This is a genomic window from Pigmentiphaga soli, assembly GCF_039541095.1.
Classification (GTDB): Bacteria; Pseudomonadota; Gammaproteobacteria; order Burkholderiales; family Burkholderiaceae_B; genus Pigmentiphaga; species Pigmentiphaga soli.
Window position 1 is genome coordinate 138,970 of the sequence record NZ_BAABFO010000001.1, and the last position, 14,197, is coordinate 153,166.

Below are 14,197 nucleotides of genomic sequence, written 5' to 3' on the forward strand. Positions count from 1 at the left end.
CTACATCCAGTATCCGCCGGCGCTGCGCGAGGCAGGAGCAACGACGCGGCGCGCGGGCTTTACTTCCGAACGCTGCTTGGGTTCTTTGAGGGCAATAGCCATGTAGCCGAATGCATCGGCGGCGTGGGAGGCCCAGTCGTGCAGCGGTTCCTTGCTGAATTGCTTGGTGTCCTCGTCGACGGAATAGCGGTAGTTCCTGAGGGCATCCAGGCCTGTTTCGCACCGGCGTTCATCGAACCATACGAGCGGCAACATGAGCCGGGCGGCCTCGATCCTGGTGTCCACCGAGGTCTTGGTGACTGTGCGCGTCTTGAACCCCGCAGCACGCAATTGCTGGGCCACAGTGCGCTCGGCCGCCAGCAGTTCGTTGTTGGCATCATGGGGAAGCCAGCAATCGCCATACACGTACCGTTTGGCCTGCAGTTCGACGATGTATTCACCGATGTGCTTCCCGACGCCTTCCAGGTAGTCGATAACCCGATATTCGAAGGGGGCGAGTTGGGCAAACCAGACGGCCGTCTTGTCAGCGCGCCCCAGGTCCCAGAACAAGTGCACGGGTTTGGACGGGTCGTAGGGGACTGCTCGAATGCGCTGAGCCGCTTCACGCAGCTCCTTGGCATACACCGCGCCCATGACGGGCGTCTCGAACGAGCACATGAACTCCTGTTCGAAATAGGCAGTGCCCAGCGCCTCCCCGTAGTCCTTGATGTAGTCGGCTAGCAGCCCGTCTAGTTGCTCATCACTCAAGATGCCGGTATCGCGTGCCGTCAGGACCTGCGCAAACGCTCGGGGATCTTCCTTGGCCGCCTGCAGGGTGCGATATGCGTGGTTCTTGCCGCGCGGCGTGGTGTTGAAGATCTGCCAGCCGCCGTTTTCAGCCAGAATCGGCCGCAGGTACGCCTTGGCGGCAGGGTTCGACAGTGCCCACTCCGAATAGACGAGGCCCACCGGCGGCGAGCCCACCAGCGAGTTGAAATTGTCCGAGCCCACGACCTGGAACGTCGAACCGCTTGCGAACTCGATGTACATTTCCTGATCGTTCTTGCGCCTGCGGATGCTGGCGGGGAACGCCTCATCGATCCGCTTCAAGCCAGTGCGCGGGTTGACGGCGTTCCATATCGCCTTCTTGGCCTGGGCCGCCAGGGGGAGCATGTACCAGTAGGTGCCGACGCGCTCGAACGCCGCCACGGCGGTCCAGTGCAGGCCCAGGTCATCTTTGCCAGAGCGACGATGCCATACCAACTCGGCGTGCCTTCCCCCGTTCTCCAGGTAGGTCCACGCAGGCATTTGGTACGCACGCGGCGTCCAGTTATTCGGAAGATTGATCGCTGCCCTGACCGAACCTCACGATGTTGACCTGCAGGGGGCCGCCCCCTTCGCCGGTATGTTCTTGGACCATACGATCGCTGAATCGCTTCGGGTCGCGTGCCTTGGCCAACCATCGAAGGTGGTGGGCGCGAGCTTCGGCCTTGCGCAACTGGAATTGGTCCTTCGCGTTTCGGATGTCCTCATCGGCCGCTTCGGCTAGCGCATCGGCGGATGCAGTGCGGGCCATGTCGATTCGGGCTTTGCGATCGGGGTTGGCAGCAGCCCACCGCGTCAGCTGGGAGCGATGCACTCCCTTGCTGGCGGCGATGGCAGCCATCGTCTCGCCGCCCTCGATCCGGTCGCAAATCTCGTCCAGGGCGCCGGGATAGTCGAAGGCGCCGTTGCCGGAGCCTTCCTTCAGATTCGCCGGCCGTTTACGAGCAGCCATGGGGTAGCCCTCATCCTCCGCGCCCGCATCTGGATTTGGTTGCAGGCCACCTCGAGCCGGCGTCGCTCGACCTCGCGGGCAAGCAAGTCGGTCAGGCGCTCATTGCCCAACTTGTCGCGCAGCTCAGCGCGGCGCTTCACGGTGTCGGCATAGGTCATGGGATTTGAGTGGATATCGTACGGACCTTCATAGGGTTGCGGCGGCTGGATTCGAACCAACGACCTCCTGCTTAGGGGGCAGGCGCGCTACCAGGCTGCGCTACGCCGCCGTGGGTCACTTGATGCCGTTACCGCCCACGCGGGGCACGCCGTTCAGGCGCACCGGCTCGGCCTTCGGCCCGGGAGGCGGCGTCATCTTCATGCTCTTGGCCGGGGCGGTGCGGCAACGCTCGGCATAGCCGGCACCGGTGGACGCGCTGCCGCCTTTCAGTTCCTTGCTGGACATGGTCTGCTCCTGTTTCACGTGAGGGGAGGGTTGACACGGGCGAATGTAGGTATCGAACCTAGCGCTTTGCAAGCGTGAGCGGCTCAGAGAGGCGTTCGAGCATGCGGCGCCATGCGGGATCGGCCAGCGGGTTCCATTCGGGTCGTCCAATCAGGTTCAGGACGCGAGGTGCGGCCCCTTCTGGACGGTTAGAATAGTCGAGCAGGTATTGCACAGGGTCTCGCCCAGGCGGCTGGCCGGTGACTTCTTCCACCAGAGCTACCAGCCGGTCCATGGTCACATTGCACGGGACAGCCAGCCCACGCCGGCGCAGCTTGGCAGCGGCCGCGGTACGCACTTGGCCGCACCTGCGGCGTTCGGCCCAGGTCATTCCAGGATTGATTGCTGTGGCAACGGTCATGGCTACCTCCTACTTGTCGTGCGATGAATTCCAGGGTTGCCCCGCTGCCGTCGCGCCCCCTTCTCTGGAACTATCCAGTTGCAGGGTCATGGCGCATCTCATTGCGCAGTTGATCGGCGGTCAGCATGATAAGAGGCTCCCCTGCGCCACAGCCGGCGCAATCTCTTCGATCGACACCACCACTTGGCCGCCGCGGATGATGCGCTCGCGCCGCAGGCGCAGATCATCGATCTGGCTGTCATCCACCCACACCCCGGCATGCGTCAGCGCATCCAGCAGCGATTTCGTGATGTTGTCCAGGTCGCGCTGTCGCTTATCCGGCGCGTGCATCGCGATCTCGACGCGCAGGCGGCCGGTCAGGCCGAATGCCGAGCGTGTAGCGGCGATCAGGGCGCCGATCTCGGCCCGGTACTTGCGGCCGGCCTCGGAGATCAGCGTGCGGCCAGCGATGGGGCCAGAGCGGGGCGTGCGCCAATAGCCGTTGACGGAGGGGGGATAGGGGAGCACAAGAACCGCTGACCGATTTACAGCCCCTACAGGCGATTTTCCGGTCGTGTCGCTGCCTCGGCATTCATCGCATTCCGATCGTTCAACCACGGGCCGATTTTGGGCCTCTGCGCGCGCGGATTGTTGCGTCAGTCCAGTTCGGTCCATCACGCAGTTGCCTCCGTTTCCGGGTTTCCGATAAAACCATTGGTATTGACGTTCAATGAAACCGATGGCATCATTTCATCAACGTCAACGCACCGGCCCATGACATGAACGTCTTCCACGGCAGTTCCGCACCGATCACTGAAATCCGGGCCGATGGCGTGTTCGGCGGTTTGTTCGCCACGCCGAGCCGGAAAGCCGCGCTTTCTCACGGCGACGTGCTGCACGTGATGGAGATCGACGATGCCCGGGTGCTGACGCAGCACGCGTTGAGCTACGAGCTCGACTACGACACGGTGCTGGCTGCCCTGCGTAATGCCGCGCACTGGGTCGACGCCGATGACCTGGACCGGGCTTGGGAACTGGTCATCGAAGACGCGCAGGCCGATGGCGACGATGCCCGGATCCTGCGCGTGGACGATGCCGGCGAAGCAGGCTGGGAAGCGCAGCGGCTGCGCGGTGTGGTGGCGCGCGCGCTGGGCTATGCCGCGGTCGAAATGTCGGACGAGCACGGCACGACGTACCTTGTGCTGCCGGGCGCGGCGATCAGGATGGCCGATGAGCAAGGTTGAAACTCCGAGCCCCGAGCAAGTGCTGACGGCCCGCACGCAGGCCGGGCTCACGCAGACGCAGGCCGGCGCCCTCGTGCATGCCACCCTCACGTCATGGCAGCGCTGGGAATGGGGCACGCGCGCGATGCACCCGGCGATGTGGGAGCTTTTCCTGCTCAAGACCGGGCAAGCGGAGTTGCAGCTCATCGAGCGCGTGGCGGCCGAATAGGGCATCACGCCTCCACCTCGTCATCCCCGGCGATCAGCTCGCCCACCGACGGTTCCGGCGCATCCAGCATCCCCACCAGCTCGATGGGCCGCCCGAACGGCGCCGCGACGTACTGCAGGCTCTCCGGCAGGTACCAGAGCGGCACCCGACCTTCCCACTCGCCATGCCGGTTCTTCTCGACCAGCAGTAGCGTATCGGGTTTCTTGGCCGTCTCGACATCGACATCCTTGCCGCGGTGCAGGGCCTGCTGCACGGCGCGTTCCTTGGGCCGGTTGCGCCAGACGATGATGGCCTGGTCGACCTGATCGACGATCGAGCCCGAGCCCTTGATCGCGTTCTTGCCGCGGGGCTTGTCCTCGCGGTCATCGTCGCCCTTGCGCACGTGGTGCACGAGATGGATGTGCATCTGCAGGTCGGCCGCCAGCACGGTCAGGGCGTGCACGAAATCCTTCTGGCCGTTGTAGTCGTCCTCGCCGCCCACGCATTTCATCAGGCTGTCGATGATGACGTGGCGCATCTGCAACTGGTCGGCGCAGTACCGCAGCACGGCGTAGAGCTGCTGCGGCAGCACGCGGCCGCGGTGGTCGTAGATCCAGAGCCGGCCGGTGGTCCAGCTGGCGAAGCGGCCGGCGAATTCCCGCGACGGCTTGTCGGTGGTGGCCGCCTGGCGCAGCATGCGCGACAGGGTGGCAATCGGGGCCATTTCGAACGAGGCGATGCAGGTGCGCTCGTTCTGCGCGGCCAGGGCGAGCGTGACGAAGCCCAGCAGCTGGCTTTTGCCGGAGCCGTTTTCGCCGGCCCACAGGGTTACCTCGCCCGGGCGGAATCGCACGTTGTCGTGGGTGCAGGACCAGGGCAGCTTGGCGCCAGTGACGCGGTGCGGCTCGTCGCACAGGCGCTCCAGGGCGCTGCGCCAGTTGGCCGCCGGCCGGACCTTCGCGCGATGCTCGGACTCGCGCATGTAGCGCTTGAAGTCGACGTCATCGGGCACGATCATCGGCACGACGTTGGCAGGGTTGGCAGGGTTGGCGCTCATGCGGGGATCTCCAGTTCTTCGAGGCCAGCGGCGGGTGTCCAGCGCAGGATGGCCTTGGGTGGGTGAGGACGGCAGCAAACGATCTGCGCCGGCTCGAACTCGGTGAGGTGGTCCAGCAGGTCGAGGCAGCGGGCATAGTCGTTGCCGGTAACGTGGACGATGGTGCCCAGCACGCAGCGCAGGTCGAGGTTCGGGATGTCGTCCTCGGGCTCGATGTCGAGGTCGCCATGGCCGCCGAATTCCAGCGCGAGTTCGGCGTTCATCCATCGGCCGTGTTCGGCAGGGTGGTCCAGCACGTTGGCGAAGACGTGGACGGGCTTGTAGCCGCGCTGGCGCATCGCGAGCAGGGAGCGGTGGCCGTTCACAGCGGAATCCCGTACTCGTCGACATCGCCCTTGGCGGGCTTGCCGCGCGCCGAGGGCTTGCCGTTGGCTTGGCCGCGCAGCACCTTGTCGACGTAGCCCGCGGCGATCGGCTCCGGCGCCGGCTTGTGCACCCTGGCGATCTCCACCGCCTCCAGCAGGTCGGCAGGCAGGTAGCCGTCTGCCACCCAGGCCTGCAAAATCGGGTTGCTGCCGGTGACGGTCACCCCGACCTTGCGCAATGCCCCCGACATCGCGCCGTAGGGCGTTCCCGACGGCAGCGCCGCAGGCGGATCGACTCGCGCTGGGTCTGGGCCGGAGTCCGGGTGTTCCGAACCTGCGGGAGGGGTTTGGGGAGAGATGTTTTCTTGGTTATTGGCTAATGGCTTATGGCTTGGGTTTTTTTCTGAAACCGTTTCGGTTTCTTCATGGAAACCGTTTGGGTTTTTTCCTGCCTCCGCTTGGGTTTCTTTTTTCGGGCGCCCGCCGCGCTTTCCAATTTCCCTGTTTTGTTCCGCCTTGACCTGCTTCTTGCTGATCTCTTCATCACACCGGGGCTGATGCCAGCCGTCCTCGGCCAGGACGAAGAATTCCTGCAGCACCACGCTGACGGCCTCGCGTTCGTCCTTGCTGCGTGCGGCGACAAGGCGCCAGATAGCGCGCTCGTCGGCGGGGAGTGGCCTCTCCTGCACGTAGTAGACGTCAAGCAATAGCGTATAGGCGCCGTGCTCGATCATCGAGAGGTGGCGGGTCGCGGCGGCATAGTCGCCCAGATGGCGCTTGTAGTAGTTCACCGCCGCATCGCCTCCCTAATCGTCGCCAGCAGCAGCCGCACCTGGAGCCGTTTAGCGCCCGGATGCCGCAGCTGCGCGACCTGTTGTGCCTGGCGGCCAGCGGCCTGCCAGAGGATGTTGCGAGCCTGCCGCTGGGCAGGGGTGGTCTTCGTGCTCACGCCCCCTCCCTCAGCCGCGCCACGACTGCATCGCGGACCTCGCGCCCGGCCAGGTGCTCGATGTGCGCCAAATGCGCCTCCTGCTGCCGCCTGGCGGTCTTGGGATCGCCCGCCGACCGCGCGGACTGGATGAGCCGCACGCCGCAGTCGACGCAGGCCAGGTCAAAGGTGGACGGGGTGCAGCGGGTGCAGGTCATTCCCCTTCCCCATACGCAAACCCCCGCCGAATCGCATGAAACCTGCGCGCCGCATCGGGATTAGTATCAAGCTCGCGCCGGCTCTGGATGCCGCAGCGGGCGCGCACGGCCTCGGCGGCCTGCTCTGACGTCGTGGCGCCCAGCCAGCGCTGGAATGCCGGCTGCGCGCACAGTTGGCCAGCGAGGCGCGAGAGTGTGTTGTTCATCGCCGCATCTCCCTCTGGTGATACTCGATGTCGGCCATGAGGTACTTGACCGTCATCTTCTTGTACATGAGCAACTCTTCCTGACTGGTCACCACGGCGTCGGCTGGCGCGAGTTGGTAGCCCAGCGCCGCCAGCAGATTGCACACTCCCCCAAGGTCATCCGAGACGATGCGGCTCACGGTGCTGGGTGAAACGCCGAGCAATTCGGCTGCACGCACCTGGGTGACGGCTGCAACGCGGTCCCCGACTTCGGTCCGCATGCGTTCACCGGTTGTGCGGGTGCTTGCGTGGCTCTGTTGGGATACTTCTTCCATGACCTCTACCCACCAAAGAGCGCCGCGGCGCCCACGAGAATGCCCACGGCCAGCGCCACCATCCCGAGCAGCCCAGCCGCGCACGCCAGCGCGATGCCGAAGCCGTCACCGGCCGATTCGTCATAGGGATTCATCGCGGAGCCTCCTGGGAATATGGCGGAGGCTCCGCCCCGGGACTACGATTGGGATCGCCAGAAACCAACCCGTAGCCCTTGTGGAGGGAGCCCCCAATGATCATTTCGCACGAACAATTGCTCAGGGCCATACGCGACCGCCTTGTCCTGGACGTCCGGTACGACGGCTATGTGCGTCGCATCGAGCCTCACGCATACGGCCAGTCAACCGCTGGCGAGCCGATTCTTCGCTGCTGGCAGGTGTCTGGCGGCAGCGCGCATGGACAGCCGACGGGCTGGAAGCTGATGCAGCGTCAGGGCATCCAGCTTTCGCACGAAACCGGATCCACCTTCCCAGGGCCGCGGCCAGGCTACAAGCGACGCGACCCGGCCATGCAGCAGATCTACGCGCAGCTTTAGCCTCCGCGCCGCAGTCGCACGGCCCCGGCATGTACGCCGGGGCGTTGTGGACCGCGCAGCAGCTCGTGTGCTCCAGATGGCGCCCGTACTTGGCCAGTTCTTCGGCCAGGTGCGGCGACTCGTCCATGCCGGGATATCCGGGGATGAGGTCACGCATGGCTCGGCTCCTCTTGTTTGCGCCGGCTGCATCGCTCGCACCAAGCGATGTGGACATCGAGGGGCACGACGTAGGTGCGCACGGTCAAGGTGAACCGGTCGTTGTGCACGCGCTGCTGGGCCTCGGTCTCGACGACCAGGCCGCGCTCGATCAGCTTGGCTACGCTGCGGCGGCTGGGTTGCGGCCGAGAACTGGTGAGGTCCCAGCCGCCGAACGTCAGCAGTGCCTGTTGCGTGGGCGTCAGGCCCGAGAAGTCGTAGGCCATCTACGCCACCTCCTGCTCCGCGGTGGGGGCGACATGCAAGCGCAGATAGGCCCAGTCAATATCGGGACGGAGCTCTTCGCATTGCACGGCGCGCGCGGTCGCCCGCTCGATAGCCGGGCAATGCTCGGCTGGCACCTTGCGTCCAGGGAGTTTCCACTGGCTCAACGCGGCCTTGCTGACGCCCAAGATCGTGGCCAGCGCTACGGCCGAACCTACGATGCCGGCCGCACGATCAATCGGATGTTCTTGCTCCATGTCTTCGCCCGGAGATCCCAATGCGGCGAAGTATAGAATTTCTGTACAAAGGAGGTCAAGAAAATATGCACCCGGCGTGTTTAGGCCCTCTTTACACTCGGTGCATGGATCTGAAAGAGTGGGTGAAGGCCGCGCGAGAGGCCGCCGGGATGACGCAAACCCGGCTGGGGGAAGAGTTGGGTGTCACCAAGGGCAATGTGTCGGGTTGGGAGAATGGCCGCCACGAGCCGAGCTATTCGCAGATGCTCAAGATGGCCGAGTTGTCGCGGTGGAGCGTGCCGCTACCAGGGCTGGGTGGGGTGGACACGAAGACGGGCAACAGCGCGGTTAACGCCGAACCGTGGCCGTTCCCCAACATCGACGAAGCGAAGATCAGAGCGGTAGCCAAGAATCCGGGAGATCTCCAGAGGCTCGAGGGCGGATTCATCGCCGCGGCCGGCTTCAACGGATTCGACGTGCTGAAAAAGGGGGCGGCCGCCGCCGGCGCCCAGTAATCCGCGGCGGACGACATATCGACAGGGGAACGTGATTTTTGGAGCGTTCCCCTTAAAAAAACCGGGGAGGTAACGAAATGCGTTGGATGTTTCTGGTTGCTGCGATCTTGCTGCTGCCCGGATGCGCGGACATGCAGCGCCAAAAGCTAGCCGAGCAATTCCGCCAGGATAGCGATGCTGTTGCAGCAGAATGCGAAGCCGTCGTTCGGCTTCCTGCCGTTCAACCCTTGGTTGGCTTTATTCCTATTCAGGCTGATCAATCGTCGCTCGAGCAGCTTTCAGATACCCGCACTCCAGATGAAGCGCAGCAACGCGCTTTATCCGCTCTTAATAGTGCCCAAATGCGGTGCCGAATGATGCAGCAGACGCTGATTGGAAAATATTATGGCGATCAGGCGGCTACGCTCTACGACGAATATGTACAAAAAACTAAGGCGGCAATGGCTGAACTGTGGGCGGGGAGAATTACGTTCGGCTCGTTCAACACCCAAAGAGCATCCCTTTATAGCGATATGAAGACCCAGGCCAATGCGCTCGCCCAAGAGGCGCGGCAGCGTGCCCAGGCGGCCGATGAGGCCCGTCGAAATGCCGTCTTGCAGGGGTTGGCTGCTCGGCCTCCTACACCGATGCCCGCGCCCGCGCCGGTATTTCAGCCAGTTCAGCCGTACATCATTCCGACGCCGGCGGTGAGAACGACAACATGTGGCCCATCGTTCGGCGGTTATACCACCTGCACAACCCGTTGACAGGCCGCTACGCGGTGGCCATGCACACCGCCATCTGGAGCCGCCCCCAGCCCGTGGCGCCGTGGGCGTGGCGGCGGGGAAAGAGAGCTTCGAAGTGGTAGCGCAAGCGCGCTTATGTTGATTAAATTTTGGAACTCAGATGCCAGAAAATGTATCGCCACCCACTCTTGAAGAAATTGCCGGTATTACACAGGATGAGATAGTTCAATTCCTTACAGAGCGCGTAAAAAATCATCCGTGTCCAGCCTGTGGCACTAATAAATGGGAAGTGGCTATGGCACCAGATTATGTCTTCGGGCTCATTGGCTTAAACAAGAATAATTCATTTAGTATGCCGCCGCCGCTGGCACCATTAATATCTGTGGTATGCAGTCATTGCGGCTACATCAGATCCCATGCTGCGAATGCCTTAGCGATCTGGAAAAGAAATAAGCCGGCAAAGGCATAGCCATGGGCTCCGCGGAATACATCGGCGCTGGGCGTCCAGCGCTGCACTTAATTCAGGTGGAAAATGTTGCTCATTACGAGTCGCGTGCCGGAGGGGCGAGCCCCCTTGCGTCCACGACCATGCGCTATGATGATGATCCTATGAGCACCCCAACCCGCGAAGAGTTCGAGGCCCGCATCGCCGCATCCGAGGCGCGCGCTGATGCGCGCTTCATTGCGTTCGAGAAGACCATTGGCGATGCTGTCGCAGGAATTCGCCATGAGAACACCGAACTGCGTGGTGATATCAAGGCCTTCCAGGCTCAGATAGCTGGCGAGTTCCAGAACGTGCATGGAGAATTCAGACGTCTGGGCAGCATCAAGACGACTGTGTGGGGCGCTACGGCTGTCATTGTGGGCTCGATCTTCGCCGCCTTGGCGCTGATGGTCTCGTCGTTCGATAGCGGCCGCGATACGGCCGCGCAGACCCCGGCCCAACCAGCTGCCGCGCAACCTGCGCCCATCATCATCCAGGTGCCGCAGCCGGCGGCCGGCGCGTCGCCAGCTCCCGCAGCGCCTTCGCAGACCGCACCCAAGTAGTAGACCGCATCGCTCACCACCAGCCCTCTTCGGAGGGCTTTTTGTTGGGCTGCATCCGGGGCAAGTATAGGATCTCTGACCTCTACGTATAGATTTGCTTGACATGTGCCATTGAAGTATAGAAAATCTATCCCAACGCCCACCCACCGCGCCGCGGTTGGGGAGACGGGCGGGGGAGAGCGAATCGTGGATTACCCGGATGAGTTGAAGATCCAGATGGACGCGCTGGCAGCCCAGCGCCGCGCCACCGCGCTCAAGCGCACCTACCGCATCACCGACACCGGCCGCGACTTCTTCCGCCAGGCCACCATCCACGCCGCCGACCGCGACGCCGCGCAGGCCGAATACATCGACGCGATGGAACGCGCCGGTCTGCCGCACGGTGACCTGACTGTTCATCGCGTTTCCGCGCCGATGGAGGCCGCATGAACGCCCCCGACCACATCGCCATCGCCGATCTGTACCCGCGCACGCCCGAGCCCACCGTCATGCAGCTTGCTGACCGAGCCGAGATCGCGGCGGCCACGCGCCGCTTCTACCTGGCGCGTGAACGGGTGCGCATCTGCCGCGCTCTGCAAGCCGAAGACGGCCGCGCGCTGTCCCCCAGCGGCTACGACCACGGTGCCGCCGGCGCCCTCATGGAAGACGTTGTGACCGGCCGCGAGGATACGCCGGCGGCCATTGCGCTCGCGCAGCTGTTCCGCCTGGTGGCCGGCCGCGCTTCGGATGCCGTGATCGCTGACGTGGCTCGCCAGATGGTGCAACACGCAATCGAGATGGCCGCGCAAATCAATGTCGATGCGCTGGAGTCCGAGTGCAACGTGCCGAAGCGGTTCGAAGTACGTAGCGATGGAGACGCGGCATGAAGCTCACCGCCCAACGCTGCATCAACGATCCGGTCTACGGCTACGACATCGTCGCCGAGACCGAAGACGGCCGGCGTGCGCCGATCGCTTACGTGTCCGCCAGCGGCTGCCCGGCCGACGTCGAGTGGACGCCGGAGGAAGTCGACGAGGCCGTGCGGCTGATGACCGGCCAGAAGATCGAGGTGCCCGTATGCGCCTGATCGCCACCATCCTCCTGCCCGCTGCGATCTGCGCCGGAATCTTTGCCTGGGGCCAATACGTCGGCCGGCGCGATGTCCTGCTGCTGGTGGCCGACGAGGCCCGCGCCGAGAAGGTCGCCGTCATCCAGTGCGGCCGCCGCGCACTGGTCGCCAAGGACCACGATGGTGCGCTGTGGTGCGTGCGCGTCAATCCCGACGGGTCGGCGCTGGTGCTGCCCGTCTTCGACTCTCCGGTAGGGGCGATGTGATGCGCCCCGAAGACTACTACCTGCCCAATTTCCCCGATCCCTGCCTGCGCGGAGCGCGCGGGCGTACCGAAGCAACCATTCAGCGATCAGGAGCAACCGATGAGCATTGTGACGATGATTTTGGGCGAGTCCGGGACCGGCAAGTCCACGAGCCTGCGCAACCTGGACCCCGAGCACACGCTGTTGATTCAAGCGATCAAGAAGCCGCTGCCGTTCAAAGCGCCCGGCTGGAAGATGGCGACGAAGGATAACCCTGGCGGCAGCATTCTCGTGCGTGATCAGGCGGCCGTCATCGTCGGCGCCATGAAGAAGACCCAGCGCAAGATCATCGTGCTGGACGACTTCCAGTACGTGATGGCAAACGAATTCATGCGCCGCAGTGCCGAGAAGGGATTCGAAAAGTTCACCGAGATCGGCAAGAACGCCTGGGACATTCTCACCGAGGCGGCGCGACTGCCGGATGACGTGCGCGTCTACATCCTCTCGCACACCGAAACCAGCGACAGCGGGCGCACCAAGATCAAGACCATCGGAAAGATGCTCGACGAGAAGATCACTCTCGAGGGCATGGTAACCATCGTGCTGCGCACCACCGTCACCGATGGGCAGTATCTGTTCGCCACGCGCAACAACGGCTCCGATACCACGAAGACGCCGATGGGTCTCTTCGACGCCGACTTCATTGATAACGACCTGGCCGCAGTCGATGCGGCGATTTTCAACTACTACGCGCTCACCGAATCCGCCTGAGGACTATCACATGTACAAGCTCGACACCGAAGCCGCGCGCGGCGCTGAATCTACCGGCGGCCGCATCGCCGAGAAGGGGAAGTACAAGGGCAAGTTCACCCGGGCACAGCACATCGTGGCCGAGAGCGGCACGCAGGGTATCGAATTCGACTTCGTGGCCACTTCCGGCCAGCGCGCGCGGTTTTCGATCTATACGCTCAAGGCCGACGGCAAGCAGATCTACGGCTACAAGCAGTTGATGGCCATCATGACGTGCTTAAGCCTGCGCGAGCTGGCGGACCCGAAGACGGTCCCCGCCAAGGTCTACGACTACGACGCCGGCAAGGAAGTCGACACCCATGTTCCGCAGTTCCCCGAGCTGCTGGGCAAGCCTATCGGGCTGCTTTTCTCGATGGAAGAGTACAAGCCCGGCAAGTGGCGCCCCAACATGGCGGGCGCTTTCAACGCCGATACCGAGCTGGTCGCGTCCGAAATTCTGGAGCGAAGGGGAACGCCGGCCAAGCTCGCGCAGATGGTGCTGGCGCTGCGGGACCGGCCATATACCGGCGGAGAGTCCGCTCCGGCCCGGGCCGCCAGCAGCGGCCAAAGCGGCTTCGCCGACGTGGACGACGACATCCCGTTCTGACCATGACCCTGGCGCGCCTCTTCATCCTCCGCACCGATACTCAAGCTCAGGCCCTGTACAGCTTGCTCAAGGCGAACTGGCGCGCCATGGCTGCCGACGGCAAGCCCTTAGCGGTGCGTGTCTACGAGCACCGGGAGAGGCGGCGCACCGAGCAGAACGCGCTGATGTGGGTGCGCCTGGGCCAGATCGCCGAACAGGCGTGGGTGGGTGGCCGGCAGTACGGCGCCGAAGCGTGGCACGAGTATTTCAAGGAACGGCTGCTGCCCGACGAAACGGCGACCGGCACGAAGAAGTGGGCGATCTTGCCCGATGGCTCTCGGCGCTTGGTTATGTCGACCGGCGACCTGAACGTTGGCGAGTTCGCGCAATACCTAACCAACATCGAGGCGTATGCCGCCTCCGAACTGGGGATTGAATTGTCATGAGCAATATCAGCCTGTACGCCCTGGCCGCGGAGTACCGCGGCGACCTGGAAAAGCTAGCCGAGCTGGACCTGCCGGATGACGTGATCGCCGACACGCTGGAGAGCCTGGGCGGCGAACTGGAGGTGAAGGCGCAGAACGTCGTGGCGTTCAGCCGGCATCTGGAAAAGCTGGCCGAGTCGATCAAGGAAGCGGAGGCCGAGATGGCCAAGCGCCGCAAGGCCGTGGAGGCGCGTGCCGAACGCATCAAGGCCTACGTGCTGCAGGCCATGCAGGACAACCGCATCCAGAAGATCGAATGCCCATGGTTCGTGTTGAGCATCGCCAAGAACCCGCCCGCGGTCGAAATCGAGGATGAGCGAATGGTGCCGAAAGACTACTTCACCAGCCCGCCGCCTCCGCCTCCGCAGATCGACAAGAAGCTGATTCTGCAGGCCCTCAAAGATGGCTACGACGTGCCTGGCGCGAAATTGCGCCAGGGCGTGCGGCTGGCCGTTCGCTGACCCTTTCCC

At 63.8% G+C, this 14,197-nt stretch carries 30 protein-coding genes and 1 tRNA gene; 14 read left to right on the forward strand and 17 right to left on the reverse strand.

Annotated elements, in window-relative coordinates:
• The 7 genes from ABD927_RS00670 to ABD927_RS00700 form a co-directional block, all read right to left on the reverse strand.
• A complete protein-coding gene (locus ABD927_RS00670) occupies nucleotides 1-1,287 on the reverse strand; it encodes a hypothetical protein (RefSeq protein ID WP_345245273.1) in 1,287 nt (428 codons plus the stop codon).
• A gap of 22 nt (nucleotides 1,288-1,309) precedes the next feature.
• Nucleotides 1,310-1,756: a terminase small subunit-like protein gene (locus ABD927_RS00675; protein ID WP_345245275.1), complete on the reverse strand. Its 447-nt coding sequence runs from the start codon at nucleotides 1,754-1,756 to the stop codon at nucleotides 1,310-1,312.
• Nucleotides 1,726-1,914: a hypothetical protein gene (locus tag ABD927_RS00680; protein WP_345245277.1), complete on the reverse strand. Its 189-nt coding sequence runs from the start codon at nucleotides 1,912-1,914 to the stop codon at nucleotides 1,726-1,728. The genes ABD927_RS00675 and ABD927_RS00680 overlap by 31 nt, the downstream gene beginning before the upstream one ends.
• A gap of 36 nt (nucleotides 1,915-1,950) precedes the next feature.
• Nucleotides 1,951-2,025: transfer RNA gene (locus tag ABD927_RS00685), tRNA-Arg, on the reverse strand.
• 4 nt (nucleotides 2,026-2,029) lie between these two features.
• Nucleotides 2,030-2,200, reverse strand: a complete 171-nt coding sequence (locus ABD927_RS00690; RefSeq protein ID WP_341433573.1) for a hypothetical protein — start codon at nucleotides 2,198-2,200, stop codon at nucleotides 2,030-2,032.
• Nucleotides 2,201-2,258: 58 nt separating this feature from the next.
• Complete coding sequence (locus ABD927_RS00695) at nucleotides 2,259-2,600, reverse strand: hypothetical protein (RefSeq protein WP_345245282.1); 342 nt, start codon at nucleotides 2,598-2,600, stop codon at nucleotides 2,259-2,261.
• Nucleotides 2,601-2,720: 120 nt separating this feature from the next.
• Nucleotides 2,721-3,107 (reverse strand): RusA family crossover junction endodeoxyribonuclease, encoded by a 387-nt coding sequence (locus ABD927_RS00700; protein WP_345245284.1) that lies wholly within the window; start codon nucleotides 3,105-3,107, stop codon nucleotides 2,721-2,723.
• A gap of 251 nt (nucleotides 3,108-3,358) precedes the next feature.
• On the opposite strand from ABD927_RS00700, the gene ABD927_RS00705 reads away from it, so the two are divergent.
• Both ABD927_RS00705 and ABD927_RS00710 read left to right on the forward strand, forming a co-directional pair.
• A complete protein-coding gene (locus ABD927_RS00705) occupies nucleotides 3,359-3,823 on the forward strand; it encodes an AcrIF11 family anti-CRISPR ADP-ribosyltransferase (protein ID WP_345245286.1) in 465 nt (154 codons plus the stop codon).
• Entirely contained in the window at nucleotides 3,810-4,031 is a 222-nt protein-coding gene (locus ABD927_RS00710; protein WP_345245288.1) for a helix-turn-helix domain-containing protein, read from the forward strand. The genes ABD927_RS00705 and ABD927_RS00710 overlap by 14 nt, the downstream gene beginning before the upstream one ends.
• Before the next feature lie 4 nt (nucleotides 4,032-4,035).
• Here the strand turns inward: ABD927_RS00710 and ABD927_RS00715 are convergent, their stop codons facing one another.
• Genes ABD927_RS00715 through ABD927_RS00750 form a run of 8 tightly spaced genes read right to left on the reverse strand, consistent with a single transcriptional unit; the run spans nucleotide 4,036 to nucleotide 7,232 of the window.
• Nucleotides 4,036-5,067 (reverse strand): AAA family ATPase, encoded by a 1,032-nt coding sequence (locus tag ABD927_RS00715; protein WP_345245290.1) that lies wholly within the window; start codon nucleotides 5,065-5,067, stop codon nucleotides 4,036-4,038.
• Nucleotides 5,064-5,432 carry a hypothetical protein gene (locus ABD927_RS00720; RefSeq protein ID WP_345245292.1) on the reverse strand — a complete coding sequence of 123 codons (369 nt, stop codon included), beginning with the start codon at nucleotides 5,430-5,432 and terminating at the stop codon, nucleotides 5,064-5,066. The genes ABD927_RS00715 and ABD927_RS00720 overlap by 4 nt, the downstream gene beginning before the upstream one ends.
• The gene (locus ABD927_RS00725; protein WP_345245294.1) at nucleotides 5,429-6,223 is read right to left on the reverse strand and encodes a YdaU family protein; all 795 of its coding nucleotides are present in this window, start codon (nucleotides 6,221-6,223) and stop codon (nucleotides 5,429-5,431) included. The genes ABD927_RS00720 and ABD927_RS00725 overlap by 4 nt, the downstream gene beginning before the upstream one ends.
• On the reverse strand, nucleotides 6,220-6,381 hold the full coding sequence (locus tag ABD927_RS00730) for a hypothetical protein (RefSeq protein ID WP_345245296.1): 162 nt from the start codon (nucleotides 6,379-6,381) through the stop codon (nucleotides 6,220-6,222). Before ABD927_RS00730 ends, ABD927_RS00725 begins: the two co-directional genes overlap by 4 nt.
• Nucleotides 6,378-6,578, reverse strand: coding sequence for a hypothetical protein (locus ABD927_RS00735; RefSeq protein ID WP_345245298.1), 201 nt, complete (start codon nucleotides 6,576-6,578; stop codon nucleotides 6,378-6,380). Before ABD927_RS00735 ends, ABD927_RS00730 begins: the two co-directional genes overlap by 4 nt.
• Nucleotides 6,575-6,784, reverse strand: a complete 210-nt coding sequence (locus ABD927_RS00740; protein WP_345245300.1) for a hypothetical protein — start codon at nucleotides 6,782-6,784, stop codon at nucleotides 6,575-6,577. The genes ABD927_RS00735 and ABD927_RS00740 overlap by 4 nt, the downstream gene beginning before the upstream one ends.
• Entirely contained in the window at nucleotides 6,781-7,098 is a 318-nt protein-coding gene (locus ABD927_RS00745; RefSeq protein ID WP_345245302.1) for a CII family transcriptional regulator, read from the reverse strand. Before ABD927_RS00745 ends, ABD927_RS00740 begins: the two co-directional genes overlap by 4 nt.
• 5 nt (nucleotides 7,099-7,103) lie before the next feature.
• Nucleotides 7,104-7,232 carry a hypothetical protein gene (locus ABD927_RS00750; protein WP_345245304.1) on the reverse strand — a complete coding sequence of 43 codons (129 nt, stop codon included), beginning with the start codon at nucleotides 7,230-7,232 and terminating at the stop codon, nucleotides 7,104-7,106.
• A gap of 96 nt (nucleotides 7,233-7,328) precedes the next feature.
• Here ABD927_RS00750 and ABD927_RS00755 point away from each other — a divergent pair, with 96 nt between their 5' ends.
• Entirely contained in the window at nucleotides 7,329-7,631 is a 303-nt protein-coding gene (locus ABD927_RS00755; RefSeq protein ID WP_345245306.1) for a hypothetical protein, read from the forward strand.
• A 149-nt stretch (nucleotides 7,632-7,780) separates the two neighbouring features.
• Here ABD927_RS00755 and ABD927_RS00760 read toward each other — a convergent pair whose 3' ends face one another.
• Together ABD927_RS00760 and ABD927_RS00765 are read right to left on the reverse strand one after the other, a co-directional pair.
• The gene (locus ABD927_RS00760; RefSeq protein ID WP_345245308.1) at nucleotides 7,781-8,053 is read right to left on the reverse strand and encodes a hypothetical protein; all 273 of its coding nucleotides are present in this window, start codon (nucleotides 8,051-8,053) and stop codon (nucleotides 7,781-7,783) included.
• Nucleotides 8,054-8,308 carry a transcriptional regulator gene (locus tag ABD927_RS00765; protein ID WP_345245310.1) on the reverse strand — a complete coding sequence of 85 codons (255 nt, stop codon included), beginning with the start codon at nucleotides 8,306-8,308 and terminating at the stop codon, nucleotides 8,054-8,056.
• Nucleotides 8,309-8,412: 104 nt separating this feature from the next.
• On the opposite strand from ABD927_RS00765, the gene ABD927_RS00770 reads away from it, so the two are divergent.
• The 11 genes from ABD927_RS00770 to ABD927_RS00820 all read left to right on the forward strand — a co-directional run bounded on the left by ABD927_RS00770 (nucleotide 8,413) and on the right by ABD927_RS00820 (nucleotide 14,188).
• Nucleotides 8,413-8,802: a helix-turn-helix transcriptional regulator gene (locus tag ABD927_RS00770; protein WP_345245312.1), complete on the forward strand. Its 390-nt coding sequence runs from the start codon at nucleotides 8,413-8,415 to the stop codon at nucleotides 8,800-8,802.
• Between the two features lie 86 nt (nucleotides 8,803-8,888).
• Complete coding sequence (locus tag ABD927_RS00775) at nucleotides 8,889-9,548, forward strand: hypothetical protein (protein WP_345245313.1); 660 nt, start codon at nucleotides 8,889-8,891, stop codon at nucleotides 9,546-9,548.
• 588 nt (nucleotides 9,549-10,136) lie between these two features.
• Complete coding sequence (locus ABD927_RS00780) at nucleotides 10,137-10,574, forward strand: hypothetical protein (RefSeq protein WP_345245315.1); 438 nt, start codon at nucleotides 10,137-10,139, stop codon at nucleotides 10,572-10,574.
• A gap of 186 nt (nucleotides 10,575-10,760) precedes the next feature.
• Nucleotides 10,761-11,003 carry a hypothetical protein gene (locus ABD927_RS00785; protein WP_345245317.1) on the forward strand — a complete coding sequence of 81 codons (243 nt, stop codon included), beginning with the start codon at nucleotides 10,761-10,763 and terminating at the stop codon, nucleotides 11,001-11,003.
• Nucleotides 11,000-11,440 carry a hypothetical protein gene (locus ABD927_RS00790; protein ID WP_345245319.1) on the forward strand — a complete coding sequence of 147 codons (441 nt, stop codon included), beginning with the start codon at nucleotides 11,000-11,002 and terminating at the stop codon, nucleotides 11,438-11,440. The genes ABD927_RS00785 and ABD927_RS00790 overlap by 4 nt, the downstream gene beginning before the upstream one ends.
• Nucleotides 11,437-11,640 carry a hypothetical protein gene (locus ABD927_RS00795; RefSeq protein WP_345245321.1) on the forward strand — a complete coding sequence of 68 codons (204 nt, stop codon included), beginning with the start codon at nucleotides 11,437-11,439 and terminating at the stop codon, nucleotides 11,638-11,640. Before ABD927_RS00790 ends, ABD927_RS00795 begins: the two co-directional genes overlap by 4 nt.
• Nucleotides 11,631-11,888, forward strand: a complete 258-nt coding sequence (locus tag ABD927_RS00800) for a hypothetical protein (RefSeq protein ID WP_345245323.1) — start codon at nucleotides 11,631-11,633, stop codon at nucleotides 11,886-11,888. The genes ABD927_RS00795 and ABD927_RS00800 overlap by 10 nt, the downstream gene beginning before the upstream one ends.
• Before the next feature lie 99 nt (nucleotides 11,889-11,987).
• On the forward strand, nucleotides 11,988-12,638 hold the full coding sequence (locus ABD927_RS00805) for a DEAD/DEAH box helicase family protein (RefSeq protein WP_345245325.1): 651 nt from the start codon (nucleotides 11,988-11,990) through the stop codon (nucleotides 12,636-12,638).
• A 10-nt stretch (nucleotides 12,639-12,648) separates the two neighbouring features.
• Nucleotides 12,649-13,263 (forward strand): hypothetical protein, encoded by a 615-nt coding sequence (locus tag ABD927_RS00810; RefSeq protein ID WP_345245327.1) that lies wholly within the window; start codon nucleotides 12,649-12,651, stop codon nucleotides 13,261-13,263.
• A gap of 2 nt (nucleotides 13,264-13,265) precedes the next feature.
• Nucleotides 13,266-13,688, forward strand: coding sequence for a recombination protein NinB (locus ABD927_RS00815; protein WP_345245329.1), 423 nt, complete (start codon nucleotides 13,266-13,268; stop codon nucleotides 13,686-13,688).
• Complete coding sequence (locus ABD927_RS00820) at nucleotides 13,685-14,188, forward strand: siphovirus Gp157 family protein (RefSeq protein ID WP_345245331.1); 504 nt, start codon at nucleotides 13,685-13,687, stop codon at nucleotides 14,186-14,188. The genes ABD927_RS00815 and ABD927_RS00820 overlap by 4 nt, the downstream gene beginning before the upstream one ends.
• Nucleotides 14,189-14,197: the final 9 nt, after the last annotated feature.

Bases quoted from the DNA above. Each gene is read 5' to 3' on its own strand.
- ABD927_RS00815 (WP_345245329.1), top strand. From the start codon at position 13,266: ATGACCCTGGCGCGCCTCTTCATCCTCCGCACCGATACTCAAGCTCAG.
- ABD927_RS00680 (WP_345245277.1), bottom strand. From the start codon at position 1,914: ATGACCTATGCCGACACCGTGAAGCGCCGCGCTGAGCTGCGCGACAAG.
- ABD927_RS00820 (WP_345245331.1), top strand. From the start codon at position 13,685: ATGAGCAATATCAGCCTGTACGCCCTGGCCGCGGAGTACCGCGGCGAC.
- ABD927_RS00795 (WP_345245321.1), top strand. From the start codon at position 11,437: ATGAAGCTCACCGCCCAACGCTGCATCAACGATCCGGTCTACGGCTAC.
- ABD927_RS00780 (WP_345245315.1), top strand. From the start codon at position 10,137: ATGAGCACCCCAACCCGCGAAGAGTTCGAGGCCCGCATCGCCGCATCC.
- ABD927_RS00675 (WP_345245275.1), bottom strand. From the start codon at position 1,756: ATGGCTGCTCGTAAACGGCCGGCGAATCTGAAGGAAGGCTCCGGCAAC.
- ABD927_RS00755 (WP_345245306.1), top strand. From the start codon at position 7,329: ATGATCATTTCGCACGAACAATTGCTCAGGGCCATACGCGACCGCCTT.
- ABD927_RS00740 (WP_345245300.1), bottom strand. From the start codon at position 6,784: ATGAACAACACACTCTCGCGCCTCGCTGGCCAACTGTGCGCGCAGCCG.
- ABD927_RS00670 (WP_345245273.1), bottom strand. From the start codon at position 1,287: ATGCCTGCGTGGACCTACCTGGAGAACGGGGGAAGGCACGCCGAGTTG.
- ABD927_RS00790 (WP_345245319.1), top strand. From the start codon at position 11,000: ATGAACGCCCCCGACCACATCGCCATCGCCGATCTGTACCCGCGCACG.
- ABD927_RS00775 (WP_345245313.1), top strand. From the start codon at position 8,889: ATGTTTCTGGTTGCTGCGATCTTGCTGCTGCCCGGATGCGCGGACATG.
- ABD927_RS00760 (WP_345245308.1), bottom strand. From the start codon at position 8,053: ATGGCCTACGACTTCTCGGGCCTGACGCCCACGCAACAGGCACTGCTG.
- ABD927_RS00695 (WP_345245282.1), bottom strand. From the start codon at position 2,600: ATGACCGTTGCCACAGCAATCAATCCTGGAATGACCTGGGCCGAACGC.
- ABD927_RS00800 (WP_345245323.1), top strand. From the start codon at position 11,631: ATGCGCCTGATCGCCACCATCCTCCTGCCCGCTGCGATCTGCGCCGGA.
- ABD927_RS00765 (WP_345245310.1), bottom strand. From the start codon at position 8,308: ATGGAGCAAGAACATCCGATTGATCGTGCGGCCGGCATCGTAGGTTCG.
- ABD927_RS00745 (WP_345245302.1), bottom strand. From the start codon at position 7,098: ATGGAAGAAGTATCCCAACAGAGCCACGCAAGCACCCGCACAACCGGT.
- ABD927_RS00705 (WP_345245286.1), top strand. From the start codon at position 3,359: ATGAACGTCTTCCACGGCAGTTCCGCACCGATCACTGAAATCCGGGCC.
- ABD927_RS00750 (WP_345245304.1), bottom strand. From the start codon at position 7,232: ATGAATCCCTATGACGAATCGGCCGGTGACGGCTTCGGCATCGCGCTG.
- ABD927_RS00810 (WP_345245327.1), top strand. From the start codon at position 12,649: ATGTACAAGCTCGACACCGAAGCCGCGCGCGGCGCTGAATCTACCGGC.
- ABD927_RS00735 (WP_345245298.1), bottom strand. From the start codon at position 6,578: ATGACCTGCACCCGCTGCACCCCGTCCACCTTTGACCTGGCCTGCGTC.
- ABD927_RS00690 (WP_341433573.1), bottom strand. From the start codon at position 2,200: ATGTCCAGCAAGGAACTGAAAGGCGGCAGCGCGTCCACCGGTGCCGGC.
- ABD927_RS00715 (WP_345245290.1), bottom strand. From the start codon at position 5,067: ATGAGCGCCAACCCTGCCAACCCTGCCAACGTCGTGCCGATGATCGTG.
- ABD927_RS00770 (WP_345245312.1), top strand. From the start codon at position 8,413: ATGGATCTGAAAGAGTGGGTGAAGGCCGCGCGAGAGGCCGCCGGGATG.
- ABD927_RS00805 (WP_345245325.1), top strand. From the start codon at position 11,988: ATGAGCATTGTGACGATGATTTTGGGCGAGTCCGGGACCGGCAAGTCC.
- ABD927_RS00710 (WP_345245288.1), top strand. From the start codon at position 3,810: ATGAGCAAGGTTGAAACTCCGAGCCCCGAGCAAGTGCTGACGGCCCGC.